Origin of the sequence: Xanthomonas arboricola pv. juglandis (genome assembly GCF_905367715.1) — a bacterium.
Lineage (GTDB): Bacteria > Pseudomonadota > Gammaproteobacteria > Xanthomonadales > Xanthomonadaceae > Xanthomonas > Xanthomonas arboricola.
Map to the genome: position 1 here is coordinate 1,830,587 of NZ_HG999362.1, position 16,087 is coordinate 1,846,673.

Sequence of the window (16,087 nt, forward strand, 5' to 3'; positions counted from 1 at the left end):
TCGGCGTCATCAAACGATCTTCTGTCTTTCACAAGTTAGCGAATGCCTACCATCCGTCGCAGCGCCCTGGTCGAACACAGGGCCACCCGCATGTTCGATCTGGTCAATGATGTTGCCGCCTATCCGCGCCGTTTCGGCTGGTGTGATGCTGCGCAGGTGCTTGAACAGGACCAGGCGCATATCGTGGCGCGGCTGGATCTGGGGCTGGGGTCGTTCCGCACCTGGTTCACCACCGAAAACGTGCTCGAACGTCCGCAGCGCATCGTCATGCATCTGCGCGACGGGCCGTTCAAGCGCCTGGAAGGCCTGTGGGAGTTTCAGTCGCTGGGCGAGAACGCCTGCAAGGTCAGCCTGACCCTGGAAGTGGAAACCAGCTCGCGACTGTTGGGCCCGGCGCTGGCGCTGGGCTTTCAGGGCCTGGCCGACCGCATGGTCAACGATTTCGTGCGGGTCGCCGATCGCGGCGACGTCTGAGCATGCGGGTCGACGTCGTGCTGGCCTGGCCGGACCACTGCAGTTCGGTGTCGCTGGAGCTGGCCGAGGGCGCCACTGTGGCCGAGGCGATTGCCGCCTCCGGTTTGGCACCGGATCGACCACCTGCCGCGCAGGCGATCCATGGGCTGATCGCACGCGCGGATCAGGTGCTGCGTGACGGCGACCGGGTGGAACTGCTCAGGCCGCTGCTGCTGGATCCGAAGGAGGCACGGCGTCGCCGTGCCGGACCGAGCAAAAAGGCCGGCCCCAACGGATAGCTGTTGGCCGGCACTGCGATGCATGCGCGCCGTGCGCAACAGCGAGCTCTTCTAGTGAGCGATCTGGACAAGCGAGCGCAGCCGGTAGCTTGAACTGGCGCATGTCGCCCCGATACGGCTGACAGAAAGCCACAGATGTCGATATCTGGATCAGCGCTGCAGTTCCTGACCGAACACGTCTCTGCGACCAGGAAAATAAAAAACGCATCCGTTCAAACGGATGCGTTTCTGGTGCGGCGACACGCAGGCGATCGCGCAGTGCGCGACCAAGCGCATCAACGGCCGCGCTGCTTCTTCTTGTCGCGGGCCAGATTGCGACCGAACTGCTTGGGCGCTGATTTGGCCAGCTGCTCGTCCTGCGACGGGAAATAATCGCCTTCCCAGCGAACGACCTGCTCGTTTTCGAAGAACACGGTGAAGTTCTTGATCTCGGTGCGCGCCAGACGGTCCACGCGCTGGGTGGAGGTGTAGTCCCAGCGCTGCGAATGGAACGGATCGGGGATCGAAGGGGTACCCAGCAACGCGCTGACCTGCTGCTTGCTCTGGCCTACCTGCAGTTGCTCCACGGCATTCTGTTTGATCAGATTGCCCTGGTAGATCGGCTGCTTGTAGATGATGCCGCAGCCAGCGGTGGAAAGAGCAACGGCGGCGACCAGCAGGAGATTACGCATCGGGGATTAAGTGCTGAGGAAATCACGCCGATGATACACTCCCGCCGGTCGCCGCGACCCGTTTGATGGCAGCTGGCGCTAAATCGCCAATGAACGGAGAACATATGGAAACCCACGACCTGCGCAAAGTCGGGCTCAAGGTGACCCATCCGCGGATGCGGATCCTGGAGCTGCTCGAGCAGAAGAGCAACCAGCACCACCTCAGCGCAGAAGACATCTATCGGCAGCTGCTCGACCATGGCGACGAAATCGGTCTGGCCACGGTGTACCGGGTGCTGACCCAGTTCGAGGCTGCCGGCCTGGTGCTGAAGCACAATTTCGAAGGCGGCCAGGCGGTCTATGAGCTGGATCGCGGCGGCCATCACGATCATATGGTGGACGTGGACACCGGCCACGTGATCGAGTTCGAAAGCGAAGAGATCGAGGCCTTGCAGCGGCAGATCGCCGCCCAGCATGGCTATGAGCTGGAAGAGCACTCGCTGGTGCTGTACGTGCGCAAGAAGCGTCCGCGCTGACGGCAAGCCGGTGGTAGTGCGGCAACGACAAGGCGGCTTCGGCCGCCTTGTACGTTTGCCGCCATCGGCTGCCTGGTCACCCCCGATGGCGGCCGATACTGCGCCGGCGGCTCAGGCGCTCTGCAGCAGCTTGCGTGCCGCCGCGCGGGCTTCCTTGCTGACTTCCACCCCGCCCAGCATGCGTGCCAGTTCTTCCTGGCGCGCCTGCGGGCCGAGCAGTTCGACCGCGCTCTGGGTCATGCCGTCCACCGGCGCCTTGCTGACCCGATAGTGCGCGTGGCCCTTGGCGGCCACCTGTGGCAAGTGGGTCACGCACAGCACCTGGCGCTCTTCGCCCAGGGCGCGCAGCTTTTGCCCGACGATGTCGGCCACCGCGCCGCCGATGCCGGAATCCACTTCGTCGAAGACCATGGTCGGCACGCTGTCCAGCCCGAGCGCGGCGACCTCGATCGCCAGCGAAATCCGTGATAGCTCGCCGCCGGAGGCGACCTTGCGCAATGCGCGCGGCGGCTGCCCAGCGTTGGCGGCGACCAGGAATTCCACCCGTTCGGCGCCGTTGGGGTCGGGGCGCAGGGTGTCCTGCGGCTGCAGCTGGATCAGGAACTGCCCGCCGCCCATGCCCAGCTCGCCGATCAGCGTGGTGGTGGCGGCCGACAAGGCCTCGGCAGCGGTGGTGCGGCTGGCGCTGAGGCTGCTGGCCGCACCGCGCCAGACGCCGATTGCCGCCTCGATATGCTTGTCCAGCTGCTGCAGGCGCTCGTCGGCGCCGCGCAGGCTCTCCACTTCCAGGCTCATGCGGTCACGCTGGGCGGCCAGCTCGTCCGGGGTGACGCGGTGCTTACGGGCCAGATCGTGCAGGCGGCCGAGCCGGCGCTCCATCGCCTCGAACTGGGCCGGGTCGGCCTCCAGGTCGTCGCGCACGCGGTCGAGCAGGGCCAGCGCCTCCTCGATCTGGATGACGGCGCTGTCCAGCAGTGCATCGACCTCGCCCAGGCGTGGCTCGTGCTCGGCCACGCGCGCCAGGTCGTGGCGGCTGTCCTGCAGCAGGCCCAGCGCGGAGGCGCCGTCGTCGCCATTGAGCTGCAGGGCCACGCTGTCGCAGGCGCCGATCAATGCGGTGGCATGCGCCTGGCGGCGGTGATTGACGTCCAGCGCGGCGATCGCGGCCGGATCCAGGTCCTCGCGTTCCAGTTCGCTGAGCTGGTGTTCCAGGAAGCCGATGCGGTCTGAGACATCGCCCTGCGCGGACAGCGCATCGCGCTCGTCCAGCAGGGCCTGCCAGCGCTGGCTGGCCTGGCGCACCTGCTCGCGCTGCGCGCCGTTGCGGGCGTAGGCGTCGAGCAGGGCGAGCTGGCTGTGGCGGGCCATTAGGGCCTGGTGTTCGTGCTGGCCGTGGATCTCCACCAGCCGCGAGGCCAGCTCCGCCAGTTGCGAAGAGGTCACCGGGCGGCCGTTGATCCAGGCACGCGAGCCGCCATCGGCACGGATGATCCGGCGCAGCTGGCATTGCGCATCGTCGTCGAGTTCGTTGTCCGACAGCCAGGTCAGGCCCGGGTGCTGGGCCGGCAGCTGGAATTCGGCCGACAGCTCGGCGCGATCGGCACCGTGGCGGACCACGCCGCTGTCGGCGCGCAGCCCGGACAGGAAGCCCAGCGCGTCCACCATCAGCGACTTGCCGGCGCCGGTTTCGCCGGAAACCACGGTCATGCCTGGCCCGAATTCCAGTTCGGTGGCGCGGACGACGGCGAAATCCTTGATGGAGAGGTGTCTGAGCATGGGATCGAGTGTGAACGCTTTGGGGAAGCTTAGGGTGGGAGCGGCGGGCAGGGAATAAGACGCTTGCCAACCGCAGGGCCAGACATTATCTATGCCCAGTCTCACCGGATGATCCCATGCGCGCGTCACAGTCCCCAACGCTCGATCCCCGCGCACGCCAACTGCTGCGGACGCTGATTGCCCGCTATATCCGCGATGGCGAGCCGGTCGGTTCCAAGACGCTGGCCCAGCACGCGGGGCTGGACGTCAGCCCGGCCACCATCCGCAACATCCTGGCCGATCTGGAGGATGTGGGGCTGCTCAGCTCTCCGCATACCTCGGCCGGGCGGGTGCCCACTGCGCACGGTTACCGGGTATTCGTCGACAGCCTGGTGCAGATGCAGTCGCCCGGCGAGGAAGAAGTGCGCCGCCTGCGCGCGGAGCTTGCCAGCGGCAACGGCACCCAGTCGCTGCTGGGCAGCGCCTCGCAGATGCTGTCGGCGATGAGCCATTTCGTCGGCGTGGTCAGTGCGCCGCGGCGCGAGCAGTTCGCGTTCCGGCATATCGACTTCGTGGCGCTGGACGCGCGCCGGGTGCTGGCGATCCTGGTGTTTGCCGACAACGAGGTGCAGAACCGGGTGATCGAGCCGCGCCGGGCCTACGAGCCGGCCGAGCTGGAGCGGGTGGCCAATTACCTCAATGCGCAATTTGCCGGGCGCGCGCTGTCAGACATCCGCGCCTCGCTGCTGCGCGAGCTGCGCATGGCCAAGAACGAGATGGAGCAGCTGCTGGCGCATAGCGTGGATCTGGCCAGCGAGGCGCTGGTGCCGGCCGACGCCGACGACATGGTGATGGCCGGGCAGACCCGCCTGATGGGCGTGCAGGACCTGTCGGACCTGGACCGGCTGCGCGAGCTGTTCGAGGCCTTCGCCAGCAAGCGCGAGATCCTGCAGCTGCTCGAACGCACCATCCAGGCGCCGGGCGTGCGCATCTTCATCGGCGAAGAGACCGGCATGGTGTCGCTGGACGATGTCTCGCTGGTCACCGCGCCGTATGCCGCCAATGGCCAGGTGCTGGGCGTGCTGGGCGTGATCGGGCCCAAACGCATGGCCTACGACCGGGTGATTCCGCTGGTGCAGACCGCCGCCCAGGTGCTGGGCGCGGCCATGGAACCGCCCGGCACGCGATAAGCGGCAGCGATCGATACGATCGTTTTGCTTGAAACGCGCGCGCGCGCCCACATACGGGGTGACGTTGGGGCGGGCGTTCCGCTTGCCCGGGAACTGCACATGAACCAAGACCACCCCGAATTCGACTCCGAAGACCTGTCCCAGAACCCACCCGAGACCGATCCGCTCAAGGCCGAGATCGAGTCGCTGCGCAGCGAGATCGCGCTGGTCAAGGCCGATGCCCTGCGCGAGCGGGCCGATCTGGAAAACCAGCGCAAGCGCATCGCCCGCGATGTCGAGAACGCACGCAAGTTCGCCAACGAGAAGCTGCTGGGCGAGCTGCTGCCGGTGTTCGACAGCCTGGACGCCGGCCTGACTGCGGCCGGCACCGAGCCCAGCCCGCTGCGCGATGGCCTGGACATGACCTACAAGCAGTTGCTCAAGGTGGCGGCCGACAACGGCCTGACCCTGCTCGACCCGGTCGGCCAGCCGTTCAACCCGGACCAGCACCAGGCGATCAGCCAGGGCGAGGCCGAGGGTATCGCCCCGGGCCACGTGGTGCAGGTGTTCCAGAAAGGCTATCTGCTCAACGAGCGTCTGCTGCGCCCGGCCCTGGTGGTCGTGGCCAAGCACGACTGAACCGCAGCGCCCGGCTGAACTGCCGGGCGCATGCGCGAAACGCAGATTCGTGCAGGTGGCTTGAACACCTGCGCACCACCCCCACATCTCAGCCAGACCCGGCGTCGCCGGACACAGCTACAGAATCATCAGGAGCGTATCCATGGGCAAGATCATTGGTATTGACCTCGGCACCACGAACTCGTGCGTGTCGATCATGGACGGCGGCAAGGCCCGCGTCATCGAAAATTCCGAGGGCGACCGCACCACGCCTTCGATCGTCGCCTACACCAAGGATGGCGAAGTGCTGGTCGGTGCCTCGGCCAAGCGCCAGGCGGTGACCAACCCGAAGAACACCTTCTACGCGGTGAAGCGCCTGATTGGCCGCAAGTTCACCGACGCCGAAGTGCAGAAGGACATCTCGCACGTGCCGTACGGCATTCTTGCCCACGACAACGGCGATGCCTGGGTGCAGACCAGCGATGGCAAGCGTATGGCACCGCAGGAAATCTCTGCGCGCGTGCTGGAAAAGATGAAGAAGACCGCCGAGGACTTCCTGGGCGAGAAGGTCACCGAGGCCGTGATCACGGTGCCGGCCTACTTCAACGACAGCCAGCGTCAGGCCACCAAGGACGCCGGCCGCATCGCCGGTCTGGACGTCAAGCGCATCATCAACGAGCCGACCGCGGCCGCCCTGGCCTATGGCCTGGACAAGAACGGCGGTGACCGCAAGATCGCCGTGTACGACCTGGGCGGCGGTACCTTCGACGTGTCGATCATCGAAATCGCTGAAGTCGATGGCGAGAAGCAGTTCGAAGTGCTGGCCACCAACGGCGACACCTTCCTGGGCGGCGAAGACTTCGACAACCGCGTCATCGAGTACCTGGTCGACGAATTCAACAAGGATCAGGGCATCGATCTGCGCAAGGATCCGTTGGCACTGCAGCGCCTGAAGGACGCCGCAGAGCGCGCCAAGATCGAGCTGTCGACGAGCCAGCAGACCGAGGTGAACCTGCCGTACGTCACTGCCGATGCCTCGGGCCCGAAGCACCTCAACATCAAGCTGACCCGTGCCAAGCTCGAAGCGCTGGTGGAAGACCTGGTCAAGAAGTCGATCGAGCCGTGCCGCACCGCGTTGAACGATGCCGGCCTGCGCGCCAGCGACATCAACGAAGTGATCCTGGTCGGCGGTCAGACCCGCATGCCGAAGGTGCAGCAGGCGGTTGCCGATTTCTTCGGCAAGGAACCGCGCAAGGACGTCAACCCGGACGAAGCCGTGGCCGTGGGCGCTGCGATCCAGGGCGGCGTGCTGGCCGGCGACGTCAAGGACGTGCTGCTGCTGGACGTGACCCCGCTGTCGCTGGGTATCGAAACCATGGGCGGCGTGTTCACCAAGATCATCGAAAAGAACACCACCATCCCGACCAAGGCCTCGCAGACCTTCTCCACCGCCGAGGACAACCAGTCGGCCGTGACCGTGCACGTGCTGCAGGGTGAGCGCGAGCAGGCCCGCTTCAACAAGTCGCTGGCCAAGTTCGACCTGTCCGGCATCGAGCCGGCGCCGCGCGGCATGCCTCAGGTGGAGGTGTCCTTCGACATCGACGCCAACGGCATCCTGCACGTGTCGGCCAAGGACAAGAAGACCAACAAGGAACAGAAGGTCGAGATCAAGGCCGGTTCGGGTCTGTCGGACGAAGAGATCCAGCGCATGGTCGCCGACGCGGAAGCCAACCGCGAGGAAGACAAGAAGTTCCAGGAACTGGTGCAGGCCCGTAACCAGGCCGATGGCCTGATTCACGCCACCCGCACCGCGATCACCGAGCATGGCAGCAAGGTCGGTGGCGATGTGATCGGCAAGGTGGAAGCGGCGCTGTCGGATCTGGAAACCGCCATGAAGAGCGACGACAAGGCGCAGATCGAAGCCCGCAGCAAGACCCTGGAAGAGGCCGGCCAGTCGCTGTACGCAGCCGCCGCCGCGGCAGAGCAGGGCGGCAATGCCGATGCGGCCAGCGGTAACGCGCAGGCCTCCAAGGCCGCCGACGACGTGGTGGACGCCGAGTTCACCGAGGTCAAGGACGACAAGAAGGCGTGAGTGGGGAATAGGGAATCGAGAATGGGAGGAGCGGTGCTGCGGCATCGCTCCTTCCCGTTGTCTGGACCCTTCCACTTCGATTGCGATTTACTGAGGATGTGCGCTTTGAACGATTCCCGTCTCCCGATTCCCGATTCCCTGCCATGAGCAAACGCGATTACTACGAAGTGCTGGGCGTTGCCCGTGGCGCCAGCGACGAGGAGCTGAAGAAGGCGTATCGGCGCTGTGCGATGAAGCACCACCCGGACCGCAATCCAGGCGACGCTGCTGCCGAGGCGATGTTCAAGGAGTGCAAGGAAGCCTATGAAGTGTTGTCGGACGGCAACAAGCGCCGCGCCTACGATGCGCATGGCCACGCTGCGTTCGAGCACGGCATGGGCGGTGGTGGTGGGCCGGGTGGCCCGGACATGGGAGATATCTTTGGCGATATCTTCGGCAATATTTTCGGCGGTGGCGCCGCCGGTCCGCGCGCTGCGCGACGTGGCGCCGACGTCGGTTATGTGTTGGAACTGGATCTGGAAGAAGCCGTCGCCGGTATCGAGCGCCGCATCGAGATCCCGACCCTGATCGAGTGCGAGCCCTGCCACGGCAGCGGTTCGGAAGACGGCAAGGTGGAAGTGTGCGGGACCTGCCATGGACGCGGCCAGGTGCGCATCCAGCGCGGCATCTTTGCCATGCAGCAGAGCTGCCCGCATTGCGACGGGCGCGGCACGTTGATCCAGAATCCGTGCAAGACCTGCCACGGCGCCGGTCGCGTGGAAGAAGACAAGGTGCTATCGATCAAGGTGCCTGCCGGCGTGGATACCGGCGACCGCATCCGCCTGGCAGGCGAGGGCGAGGCCGGTCCGGCCGGCACGCCGCCGGGCGATCTGTATGTGGAAGTGCGCGTGCGCGAGCATGCGATCTTCCAGCGCGACGGCGACGACCTGCATTGCGAAGTGCCGATCCGCATCTCGCAGGCGGCGCTCGGCGACACCGTGCGTGTGGCGACCCTGGGCGGTGAGGCAGAAATCCGCATTCCGGCCGAAACCCAGACCGGCAAGCTGTTCCGGTTGCGCGGTAAGGGCGTGCGCTCAGTGCGTAGCCGCACCGAAGGGGATCTGTATTGCCGCGTGGTGGTCGAAACGCCGGTGAACCTGACCGCCGACCAGCGCGAGTTGCTGCAGCAGTTCGAAGCCACGTTCACCGGTGAGGATGCACGCAAGCATTCGCCCAAGTCGGCCACGTTCATCGACGGCGTCAAGGGCTTCTGGGATCGGATGACGTCCTGAGGCTGGGAATCGGGAATCGGGAATCGGGATTGGGGAATCGTAAGGGCGGCGTGACCCGGCCTACAGGGATGGTGCGCCAGTGTGGCGATTCGGGATTCGTGTGAGCGGATGCCGGCTCCCGAGTGCCCGGAAATTTGCACCATTGGAGCGAGGTTCTCAGACGAATGCCGGCCCTGGAGGCCGGCATTTGCGTTTGTGCGGCGGGAGCCCACAGAGGTAAGGGCGATAGCGACTGCTGCCGGCGCATAGACCAGCCTGGCGGCGCAGTGTGCAGCGGCGAGCAGACGACGGTCGCATCGATCGACGCTGGGCGCGCGGTGGTGCTGGCGTAAAATGCGGCGATGAACAATGCCCCCGACAGTCACCTCGTCCACGGTCGCCGCCAGCGCCCGGATGGTCCTTCGCCGATCGATGTGATCTCGGTGCAATCGCAACTGGTCTATGGCCATGCCGGCAACAGCGCGGCGGTGCCGCCGTTGCGTGCGCTGGGCCTGCGGGTGGCGGAAGTGCCCACCACGCTGCTGAGCAACGCGCCGTTCTACGCCACCTTGCGCGGCCGCATCCTGCCGGCCGACTGGTTGGCCGACCTGTTGCTGGGTGCCACCGAGCGCGGCCTGCCGCAGCGTGCGCGCATGCTGGTCTCCGGCTACTTCGGCAGCCTGGCCAATGGCGAGGCATTCGCCGACTGGCTCGAGCAGACCCTGCCGCAGGCGCCGCAGCTGCGGTATTGCCTGGACCCGGTGATCGGCGACACGCACACCGGCCCGTATGTCGAGCCTGGACTGGAGCGCGTCTTCGCCGAGCGGCTGTTGCCGCATGCCTGGCTGGTGACGCCGAATGCGTTCGAGCTCGGGCGTCTGACCGGTTTGCCGAGTCTGCAGCAGGACGATGCCATCGTTGCCGCGCGCGCATTGCTGGCGCGCGGCCCGCAATGGGTGCTTGCGCACAGCGTGGCCGGCGCGACCGGTGAGCTGGTAACCCTGGCGGTGAGCAACGCGGCAGTGTATCGCTGGGCCACGCCGCATCTGCCGGTGGATGTGGCCGGCACCGGCGATGTGCTGATGGCATTGCTGATCGGTTTGCTGCTGCGCGAGGTGCCGTTCGAGCAGGCGGTGGGGCATGCGCTCAGCGGCGTGCACAGCGCGCTGGAAGCGACCCTGGCTGCAGGCTTCGAAGAGTTCGATGTGCTGGCCGCCGCGCCGGCCGCACTCGCGGCCGCACCGCGCTTTGCCGTCGAGCGGTTGGCGTGATGGCGCAGCCGGTGGTCGGCATCGTCGGCATCGCCGGCGCCTACGGACGCTGGCTGGCGCAGTTCCTGCGCACGCGCATGCGGCTGGAGGTGATCGGCTTCGATCCGGCCGGGGACGGCGACATCGACGAAGCCACATTGGCGCAGCGAGCGGATGTGTTGATCTTCTCTGCACCGATCCGCCACACCGCCGGCTTGATCGAGCGCTATGTGGATCTTGCCGGCCCGCGTGCCGCGTCGCAGTTGTGGATGGATGTCACCTCGATCAAGCAGGCACCGGTCGCCGCGATGCTTGCCTCGCCGGCCGAGGTCGTCGGCCTGCATCCGATGACCGCACCGCCCAAATCGCCCACCTTGAAAGGGCGGGTGATGGTGGTCTGCCAGGCACGCCTGCAGCACTGGTCCACGTGGGTACAGGCGCTGTGTACCGCGTTGCAGGCCGAGTGCGTGTACGCCACGCCCGAGCATCACGACCGCGTGATGGCGCTGGTGCAGGCAATGGTGCACGCCACCCATCTGGCGCAGGCCGGCACCTTGCGCGACTACGCGCCGCTGCTCGGCGAGCTACGCGCGCTGATGCCGTATCGCTCGGCCTCGTTCGAGCTGGATACCGCGGTGATCGCGCGCATCCTCTCGCTCAATCCGGCGATCTACGAAGACATCCAGTTCGGCAACCCGTACGTCGGCGAGATGCTCGATCGGCTGTTGCTGCAATTGCAGGAGCTGCGCGCCCTGGTCGCGCAAGGTGACGATGCGGCGCGCGCGCAGTTTCGCGCCCGGTTCCTGGACGACAACGCGCAGGCGCTGCAGGGCGAATCGCTCGCGGCCGGCAACTACACCTATGAGCGCGTGGGCTACCTGCTGGCCGACCTCACCGAGCCGCTGACCCTGAGCGTGTATCTGCCGGAAGACCAGCCCGGCTCGTTGCGTGCCTTGCTGCATGTGTTCGAGCAGCACGGGGTGAACCTGTCGTCGATCCACTCCTCGCGCACGCCGGTGGGCGAGCTGCATTTCCGCATCGGGTTCGAGCCGGGCAGCGATCGCGCCGCGCTGGCGCAGGCAGCCAGCGAAATCGACCGCAGCGGCATCGGGCGGGTGCTGGAGCGTTCCGACCGCAACGGGTAGCAGCAGTGCGGGGCGGTCGTGGGCTTGCCCACTGTCGATGGCCGCAGCAGGGTGCAGATGTCAGGCACCGATCATGTGCTGGCCGAGTGACACCGCATGCGATGCCCCCAAGGGCGAGGGATATTGTCGCTGGGCGCAATGCCGAACAAGGCGCACCGGTTTCATCCACACAGGGTGTGGATGAAACCTGCACAAGCATGTGGATAACTGTGCGCAGCCATTGCGCTGCAACGGCTACGGGTAAGTTGGTCAAAAAATGACCAGTGCTATTTCATGGCGTCGACAGGCGCAGTTCGCCACCATCGGTGACGAAGCGCTGGCCCTGCCGTTGCAGGCGGCGCCCATCGGGCAGTTCGTAGCGTGGCGCGGTATGCGCTTGCGTGCGGCCTTGCTGCCCGTTGCGGGATTCGAGCTCGTCGCGGAATTCGATGATGACGTAGGACTCGCCATCTGCACCGATTGCGGGAAATTGCCGGAAAGACATACGCACCTCCGAAGGATTTCAGGGTCGCAGTGCGAGCCGCCAGGGACCGCACGCCCGGCGCCGGGCCGGTGCAGGCGAGCATGCGCAGGCAGGTGTTACCCGGGCGTCATTGCGCACTGCGGCAACGCTTGGCGAGCCGCCCCGCAGCCTGCTCAACGGCTCAGCTGCAACGCGTCCCGGTCGGCCGTTGCCGCTGCCAGCTCGGCACGCGCCGAGGCAATGCGCGCCTGCGCATCGATCAGGCGCACGCGGGCGTCGTTGGCGGTCTCCTCGCGCTGATTGACCAGGAAGAAATCGCCCGAGCCCAGTTCGAAGCGGCGGCGTTCGGCCACGGCGAGGCGGTCGGCCAGGCTGCGTTCTTCGTCGGCGATCTTGGCCAGCCGCTCGGCAGCGGTGAGCGAGATGACGATCGATTCGACCTCCACGGTGATCTGGTCGCGCAGGTAGCGGCTGCGCTGATCCAGCGCCTCGATCTCGGCGCGTGCCTCGGCGACCTTGCCCTTGGCGGTGCGGTTTTCCAGCGGCACGCTGAAGCGGAAGCCGATGATCGCATCGGTCGGCGAGCGGTTCGGGCCGCCCACACCGGGCGCCCCCAGATCCTTGCTGACCTCGAAGCTGACATCCAGGCGTGGTTTGAGATCGTTCTGCGCCAGCATCAGCCGCGCGGTGGCCTGGTCGATCCGGGTCAGCACCGCGCGGTAATCGGGGCGCTCCACCGGCGCGGTGATCCTGCTGGCACCGGCCAGACCTTCCAGCGCCGACGTATCGGCCGGCAGGCGCTCGGTGGAGACGATCAACGGCATGCCGGCATCGTCGCGCAGATACAGCGACAAGGCATTGGCGGCGTTGGCGAAGTCCTGCTCCGAACGCACCACCAGGGCACGCCGGCGGACCAGATTCTGGTCGTTCTCGGTCAGCAGGATGGTGGGCCGCGCGCCCAGCGTCACCTGCCGCGAAATCGCATTGCGGCGCTGCTCGGCCAGCTGCAGCAGCTCGTTGTACGCGCGCAGCTTCAGGCCGGCCGCGACCCAGCTCTGGTAGGCATCCACCGCGCGGCGTTGCACACCGATGGCGACCATTTGCGCTTCGTACTGGGCGACATCAATATCGCCACCGGCAACGCTGCGGCGGGTGCGGCGCTCGTCGACCACGCGGTCGCGCAGCAGCGCATACAGCGCGCCGACTTTCACTTCGCCGCCGCGGTCGGTGTAGGACTTGTCTTCGTAGACCGGGAACGCGCCGCGCGAGGAGCGGTAACCGCCGTAGTAATAGCCGCCGTTGTCATCGAAGGGACGCTTGACGGTGCTTTCGATCGTGCTGCCGTCGTAGTAGCCGGCCTCGCGCGAACGGCCGTCGAGATCGAACACCGTATCGAACGCACCGTCGGCCGAGATGCCCTTGCCCTCGGCCTGGCGGACCTTGGCCAGCGCTTCGACGATCTGCGGGGAAGAGCGTGCAGAGGAGCGCAGCACCTCATCCAGCGTCAGCGGGGTGGTCTGGGCGGCGCCCACGCCCGGTACGAGCGCGATCAGCAGGACGACAAGACGGCGGATCATTTCTTGCCGGTCTCGTCGTCTTCGGCCTTGGGCGCCGCCTTGGCCTTGCCCTCATCCTGCGTCGTCGTTGCCGCCGGACGGCGGCCGAACTCCAGCGGGAAATTATTGAGCTGGCGCCACAGTTCGTAGCCCACCTTCACCGTTTCGCCCTGCACCCAGCCGCGCACCTTGCCGCCCTGGCGGGCGAATTCCTGCGCCGGCCAGGCCGGCTTGCCCGGCTGCGGTTCGACCAGGATGCGGAACAGGCCATCGGGCGCGGCATTGGGGTCGATGGCGCGCACGCGGCCATCGAACATGCCGTGCGCCACCGACGGCCAGCCGCTGAACTGGATCGCCGGCCAGCCCTCGAACTCCAGCCGCACCGGGCGGCCGGGGCGGATCAGCGGCACGTCGCGGCCGTCGATAAACAGCTCGACCGCACGCTCCACCCGCTCCGGCGCGATCACCGCCAGCACCGTGCCGGGCGAGACCATCGCACTGCCGCTGGCGGCGTTGAGCTGCTGCACGCGGCCATCGCGCGGTGCACGCACCAGCTGCGCCGACTGGCGGTTCAACTGGATGTCGATGCGGGTCAGCTTGGCGCGCGATTCGGCCAGCTTGGCATCGGCCTCGGCGACCTTGATCTGGGTTAGTTCGAAGTCGCGGCGGCCGGCCAGCCCCTCGGCGAGCAATTGCCTGCTGCGCGCCACATCGATGCTGGCAACCGCGCGCGATTGCTGGATCGCGGTGATTTCCGCCTGCACCTGCGCCCGTTCACTGGCCAGGCGGGCGAGCAGATCCGGGTCCAGGTCGCCGACACGCGCGATCGGATCGCCGCGCGAGACATGCTGGCCGTCGTGTACATACCAGCGCTCGACCCGGCCGGGCACGAAGGCGGTGACCTGCTGCTGACGGTCGCCCGGATCCAGCGCCACCACCTGGCCCTTGCCGCTGGCGGTCTGCACCCACGGCGCCAGCGCCAGGATCGCACTGGCAATGACAATGCCGATCAGCAGCATCCAGGCCAGCGCCTTGGCGATGCTGGGTGGGCGCATCGCCGCCAGGGTGGGGAAGTGCGCGTTGCGATCAGTAGCGTGCTGCATCGTTTGCCTCCTGCGTGGAGGCGATCAGTTCGGCGCGGGTGGCAAAGCGCTGCTGTCGCTCGGGCTGCAGGTGGAACCAGCCATCCAGGGTGATGTCTTCCGGCCGGCCGGTGCACAGCAGCACCGTGGTGCCGGCCGCCTTCAGGCGTCGCAGCACGCCGGCCAGGCGGTCGGCGGGAATCAGGTCGTACAGCTGCGACAGCATCAGCACGCGCGGGCGCACCAGCAGCGCATTGGCCAGCTTCAAGGCCATCACTTCACCGATCCACAGCGGGTAGCCAGAGGCCGCCAGCCGCGTGTCCAGGCCGTGCGGCAGCGCGGCGATGCGGGTGCGCAAGCCCACCGCATCGATCGCCTCCAGCATTGCCTCGGAGTTCACATCGGCCGATGCCAGCGCCAGATATTCGCGGATGGTGACTTCGACAATGGTCGGCCGGTCGAGCACCGTCACTTCCGAGCGCAGCAGATACATGTCGAAGGTGGCCATGTCCGCACCGCCCACCATCACCAGCCCGCGATCGGGGACCACGTGGCGCTTGAGGATCATCGCCAGCAGCCGCTCCGCGCCGCCATCGGCGATCGTCACCAGCTGCTCGCCGGCAGCCAGCGAAAAATCGAAACGCGCGCCGTCGATCACCACCCCGTCCAGGCGCACCGCGCTGTTGCCGGGCGTCTTGCCGGGTGCCACGACCGCGCGTTCCTGCGGGATGGCGAACAGCAGCGACAGTTCCTCGGAGCTGGCCACCAGGTCGTAGAACGCGTCCAGGTACGCACCGAGTTGCGAGATGCCGTAGAACACAGCACTGAGGATCAGCTCGGCCGCCACCAGCTGGCCGATCGACAACTCGCCCCGCAGGATCAGGTTGCCGCCCAGCGCCAGCAGCGCCGCGCTGGCGATCGCGTAGACCAGCAGGAACGCCACCGTCTGGGTGAAGCTGTAACGGAAGTGGCGCCGATGCCGGTCGACATAGGCGGCGGTGACGGACTCGGAGCGGTCCATCGCAAAGTTGAGGTGGCGGCTGGACTTATAGAAGCCGTTGGAGCCGCCGACACTTTCCAGCCAGCGCGCAGCCTCGTGCTTGGCATGGCTCAGGTCGACCGCGGTGCGGATCGACCCGCGCGACCAGATCATCCAGATGCCGAAGATGACCAGCAGCAGCAAGGCATTGAAGCCCAGGAAGAACGGGTGGTAGAAGCTGGTGAGTATCAGCCCGACCGCCGATTGCAGCACGATGGTGAAGGCGCCGATGGCCAGGCTCGGCACCGCTTTCTGCACCACCACCAGATCGAAGTAGCGGTTGAACATGTCGCCGCGGTTCTGGTCGGCGAAGAACGGATTCTGCGCATGCACCGCACGCACGGTGATTTCCGACACCACGCGTGCGAACAGCCGGCGCTCGAACAGCGCCATGACCCACACCCGCATCGCGCTCAGGCCGGCGACCAGCAGCAACAGGCCCAGCAGCAGGCTCGACAGGGTCCACAGCGGCGCCGGCAGTGCGGTATTGGCTACGCTGTTGATCAGCAACTGCACCGAGATCGGCGTGGCCAGCGACAGCAGGCTGATCGCGACTCCGTACACCATGGCCAGGCGCACATAGGGCATGTCCGGCCCGACGATTTCCGCCAGCCAGGCTCCCGCTTCTCGCCATCCGATCTGCTTGCCCGCCATTCGATTTCCGTTGATGAGTTCAATGAAGCATTGACGAGTTGCAGCTGGCGAACAAGGCCGCAGCACTTATTCGACG

15 protein-coding genes are annotated in these 16,087 nt (G+C 66.6%); 9 read left to right on the forward strand and 6 right to left on the reverse strand.

Translation table 11 applies throughout. The annotated features are described in order from the left end of the window. Window positions 1-42 precede the first annotated feature (42 nt). Window positions 43-474 carry a type II toxin-antitoxin system RatA family toxin gene (locus KHN93_RS07930; RefSeq protein ID WP_212579367.1) on the forward strand — a complete coding sequence of 144 codons (432 nt, stop codon included), beginning with the start codon at window positions 43-45 and terminating at the stop codon, window positions 472-474. 2 nt (window positions 475-476) lie between these two features. Next, entirely contained in the window at window positions 477-752 is a 276-nt protein-coding gene (locus tag KHN93_RS07935) for an RnfH family protein (protein ID WP_104570544.1), read from the forward strand. A gap of 275 nt (window positions 753-1,027) precedes the next feature. Here the strand turns inward: KHN93_RS07935 and KHN93_RS07940 are convergent, their stop codons facing one another. Further along, window positions 1,028-1,423 carry an outer membrane protein assembly factor BamE gene (locus KHN93_RS07940; protein WP_039528130.1) on the reverse strand — a complete coding sequence of 132 codons (396 nt, stop codon included), beginning with the start codon at window positions 1,421-1,423 and terminating at the stop codon, window positions 1,028-1,030. A gap of 104 nt (window positions 1,424-1,527) precedes the next feature. Between KHN93_RS07940 and fur the strand changes: the two genes are divergently transcribed. Further along, window positions 1,528-1,938, forward strand: a complete 411-nt coding sequence (gene fur / locus KHN93_RS07945) for a ferric iron uptake transcriptional regulator (RefSeq protein ID WP_016901564.1) — start codon at window positions 1,528-1,530, stop codon at window positions 1,936-1,938. A 111-nt stretch (window positions 1,939-2,049) separates the two neighbouring features. On the opposite strand, the gene recN is transcribed toward fur, so the two are convergent. Next, window positions 2,050-3,714 carry a DNA repair protein RecN gene (recN, locus tag KHN93_RS07950; protein WP_104623292.1) on the reverse strand — a complete coding sequence of 555 codons (1,665 nt, stop codon included), beginning with the start codon at window positions 3,712-3,714 and terminating at the stop codon, window positions 2,050-2,052. Between the two features lie 116 nt (window positions 3,715-3,830). Between recN and hrcA the strand changes: the two genes are divergently transcribed. The 6 genes from hrcA (at window position 3,831) to KHN93_RS07980 (ending at window position 11,217) form a co-directional block, all read left to right on the forward strand. Further along, a complete protein-coding gene (hrcA, locus tag KHN93_RS07955; RefSeq protein ID WP_212579368.1) occupies window positions 3,831-4,883 on the forward strand; it encodes a heat-inducible transcriptional repressor HrcA in 1,053 nt (350 codons plus the stop codon). Between the two features lie 99 nt (window positions 4,884-4,982). Continuing rightward, complete coding sequence (gene grpE, locus KHN93_RS07960; RefSeq protein WP_010366360.1) at window positions 4,983-5,501, forward strand: nucleotide exchange factor GrpE; 519 nt, start codon at window positions 4,983-4,985, stop codon at window positions 5,499-5,501. Window positions 5,502-5,643: 142 nt separating this feature from the next. Next, window positions 5,644-7,572 (forward strand): molecular chaperone DnaK, encoded by a 1,929-nt coding sequence (gene dnaK / locus KHN93_RS07965; RefSeq protein ID WP_039511674.1) that lies wholly within the window; start codon window positions 5,644-5,646, stop codon window positions 7,570-7,572. Window positions 7,573-7,715: 143 nt separating this feature from the next. Then, window positions 7,716-8,843 (forward strand): molecular chaperone DnaJ, encoded by a 1,128-nt coding sequence (dnaJ, locus tag KHN93_RS07970; RefSeq protein ID WP_016901560.1) that lies wholly within the window; start codon window positions 7,716-7,718, stop codon window positions 8,841-8,843. A 341-nt stretch (window positions 8,844-9,184) separates the two neighbouring features. Next, window positions 9,185-10,093, forward strand: coding sequence for a pyridoxal kinase (pdxY, locus tag KHN93_RS07975; protein ID WP_102580990.1), 909 nt, complete (start codon window positions 9,185-9,187; stop codon window positions 10,091-10,093). After that, window positions 10,090-11,217: a prephenate dehydrogenase gene (locus KHN93_RS07980; RefSeq protein WP_104600720.1), complete on the forward strand. Its 1,128-nt coding sequence runs from the start codon at window positions 10,090-10,092 to the stop codon at window positions 11,215-11,217. The genes pdxY and KHN93_RS07980 overlap by 4 nt, the downstream gene beginning before the upstream one ends. A 271-nt stretch (window positions 11,218-11,488) precedes the next feature. Here KHN93_RS07980 and KHN93_RS07985 read toward each other — a convergent pair whose 3' ends face one another. The 4 genes from KHN93_RS07985 to KHN93_RS08000 all read right to left on the reverse strand — a co-directional run bounded on the left by KHN93_RS07985 (window position 11,489) and on the right by KHN93_RS08000 (window position 16,011). Then, the gene (locus KHN93_RS07985) at window positions 11,489-11,701 is read right to left on the reverse strand and encodes a hypothetical protein (RefSeq protein ID WP_104600719.1); all 213 of its coding nucleotides are present in this window, start codon (window positions 11,699-11,701) and stop codon (window positions 11,489-11,491) included. A gap of 152 nt (window positions 11,702-11,853) precedes the next feature. Continuing rightward, window positions 11,854-13,257 (reverse strand): TolC family protein, encoded by a 1,404-nt coding sequence (locus tag KHN93_RS07990; protein WP_104600718.1) that lies wholly within the window; start codon window positions 13,255-13,257, stop codon window positions 11,854-11,856. Further along, on the reverse strand, window positions 13,254-14,339 hold the full coding sequence (locus KHN93_RS07995; RefSeq protein WP_039520460.1) for an efflux RND transporter periplasmic adaptor subunit: 1,086 nt from the start codon (window positions 14,337-14,339) through the stop codon (window positions 13,254-13,256). The genes KHN93_RS07990 and KHN93_RS07995 overlap by 4 nt, the downstream gene beginning before the upstream one ends. Next, entirely contained in the window at window positions 14,323-16,011 is a 1,689-nt protein-coding gene (locus tag KHN93_RS08000) for an ATP-binding cassette domain-containing protein (protein ID WP_104559127.1), read from the reverse strand. The genes KHN93_RS07995 and KHN93_RS08000 overlap by 17 nt, the downstream gene beginning before the upstream one ends. Window positions 16,012-16,087 lie beyond the last annotated feature (76 nt).

Coding starts and splice junctions, on each gene's coding strand:
- KHN93_RS07930 (WP_212579367.1), top strand. CDS start 43: ATGCCTACCATCCGTCGCAGCGCCCTGGTCGAACACAGGGCCACCCGC.
- KHN93_RS07935 (WP_104570544.1), top strand. CDS start 477: ATGCGGGTCGACGTCGTGCTGGCCTGGCCGGACCACTGCAGTTCGGTG.
- KHN93_RS07940 (WP_039528130.1), bottom strand. CDS start 1,423: ATGCGTAATCTCCTGCTGGTCGCCGCCGTTGCTCTTTCCACCGCTGGC.
- fur (WP_016901564.1), top strand. CDS start 1,528: ATGGAAACCCACGACCTGCGCAAAGTCGGGCTCAAGGTGACCCATCCG.
- recN (WP_104623292.1), bottom strand. CDS start 3,714: ATGCTCAGACACCTCTCCATCAAGGATTTCGCCGTCGTCCGCGCCACC.
- hrcA (WP_212579368.1), top strand. CDS start 3,831: ATGCGCGCGTCACAGTCCCCAACGCTCGATCCCCGCGCACGCCAACTG.
- grpE (WP_010366360.1), top strand. CDS start 4,983: ATGAACCAAGACCACCCCGAATTCGACTCCGAAGACCTGTCCCAGAAC.
- dnaK (WP_039511674.1), top strand. CDS start 5,644: ATGGGCAAGATCATTGGTATTGACCTCGGCACCACGAACTCGTGCGTG.
- dnaJ (WP_016901560.1), top strand. CDS start 7,716: ATGAGCAAACGCGATTACTACGAAGTGCTGGGCGTTGCCCGTGGCGCC.
- pdxY (WP_102580990.1), top strand. CDS start 9,185: ATGAACAATGCCCCCGACAGTCACCTCGTCCACGGTCGCCGCCAGCGC.
- KHN93_RS07985 (WP_104600719.1), bottom strand. CDS start 11,701: ATGTCTTTCCGGCAATTTCCCGCAATCGGTGCAGATGGCGAGTCCTAC.
- KHN93_RS07990 (WP_104600718.1), bottom strand. CDS start 13,257: ATGATCCGCCGTCTTGTCGTCCTGCTGATCGCGCTCGTACCGGGCGTG.
- KHN93_RS07995 (WP_039520460.1), bottom strand. CDS start 14,339: ATGCAGCACGCTACTGATCGCAACGCGCACTTCCCCACCCTGGCGGCG.
- KHN93_RS08000 (WP_104559127.1), bottom strand. CDS start 16,011: ATGGCGGGCAAGCAGATCGGATGGCGAGAAGCGGGAGCCTGGCTGGCG.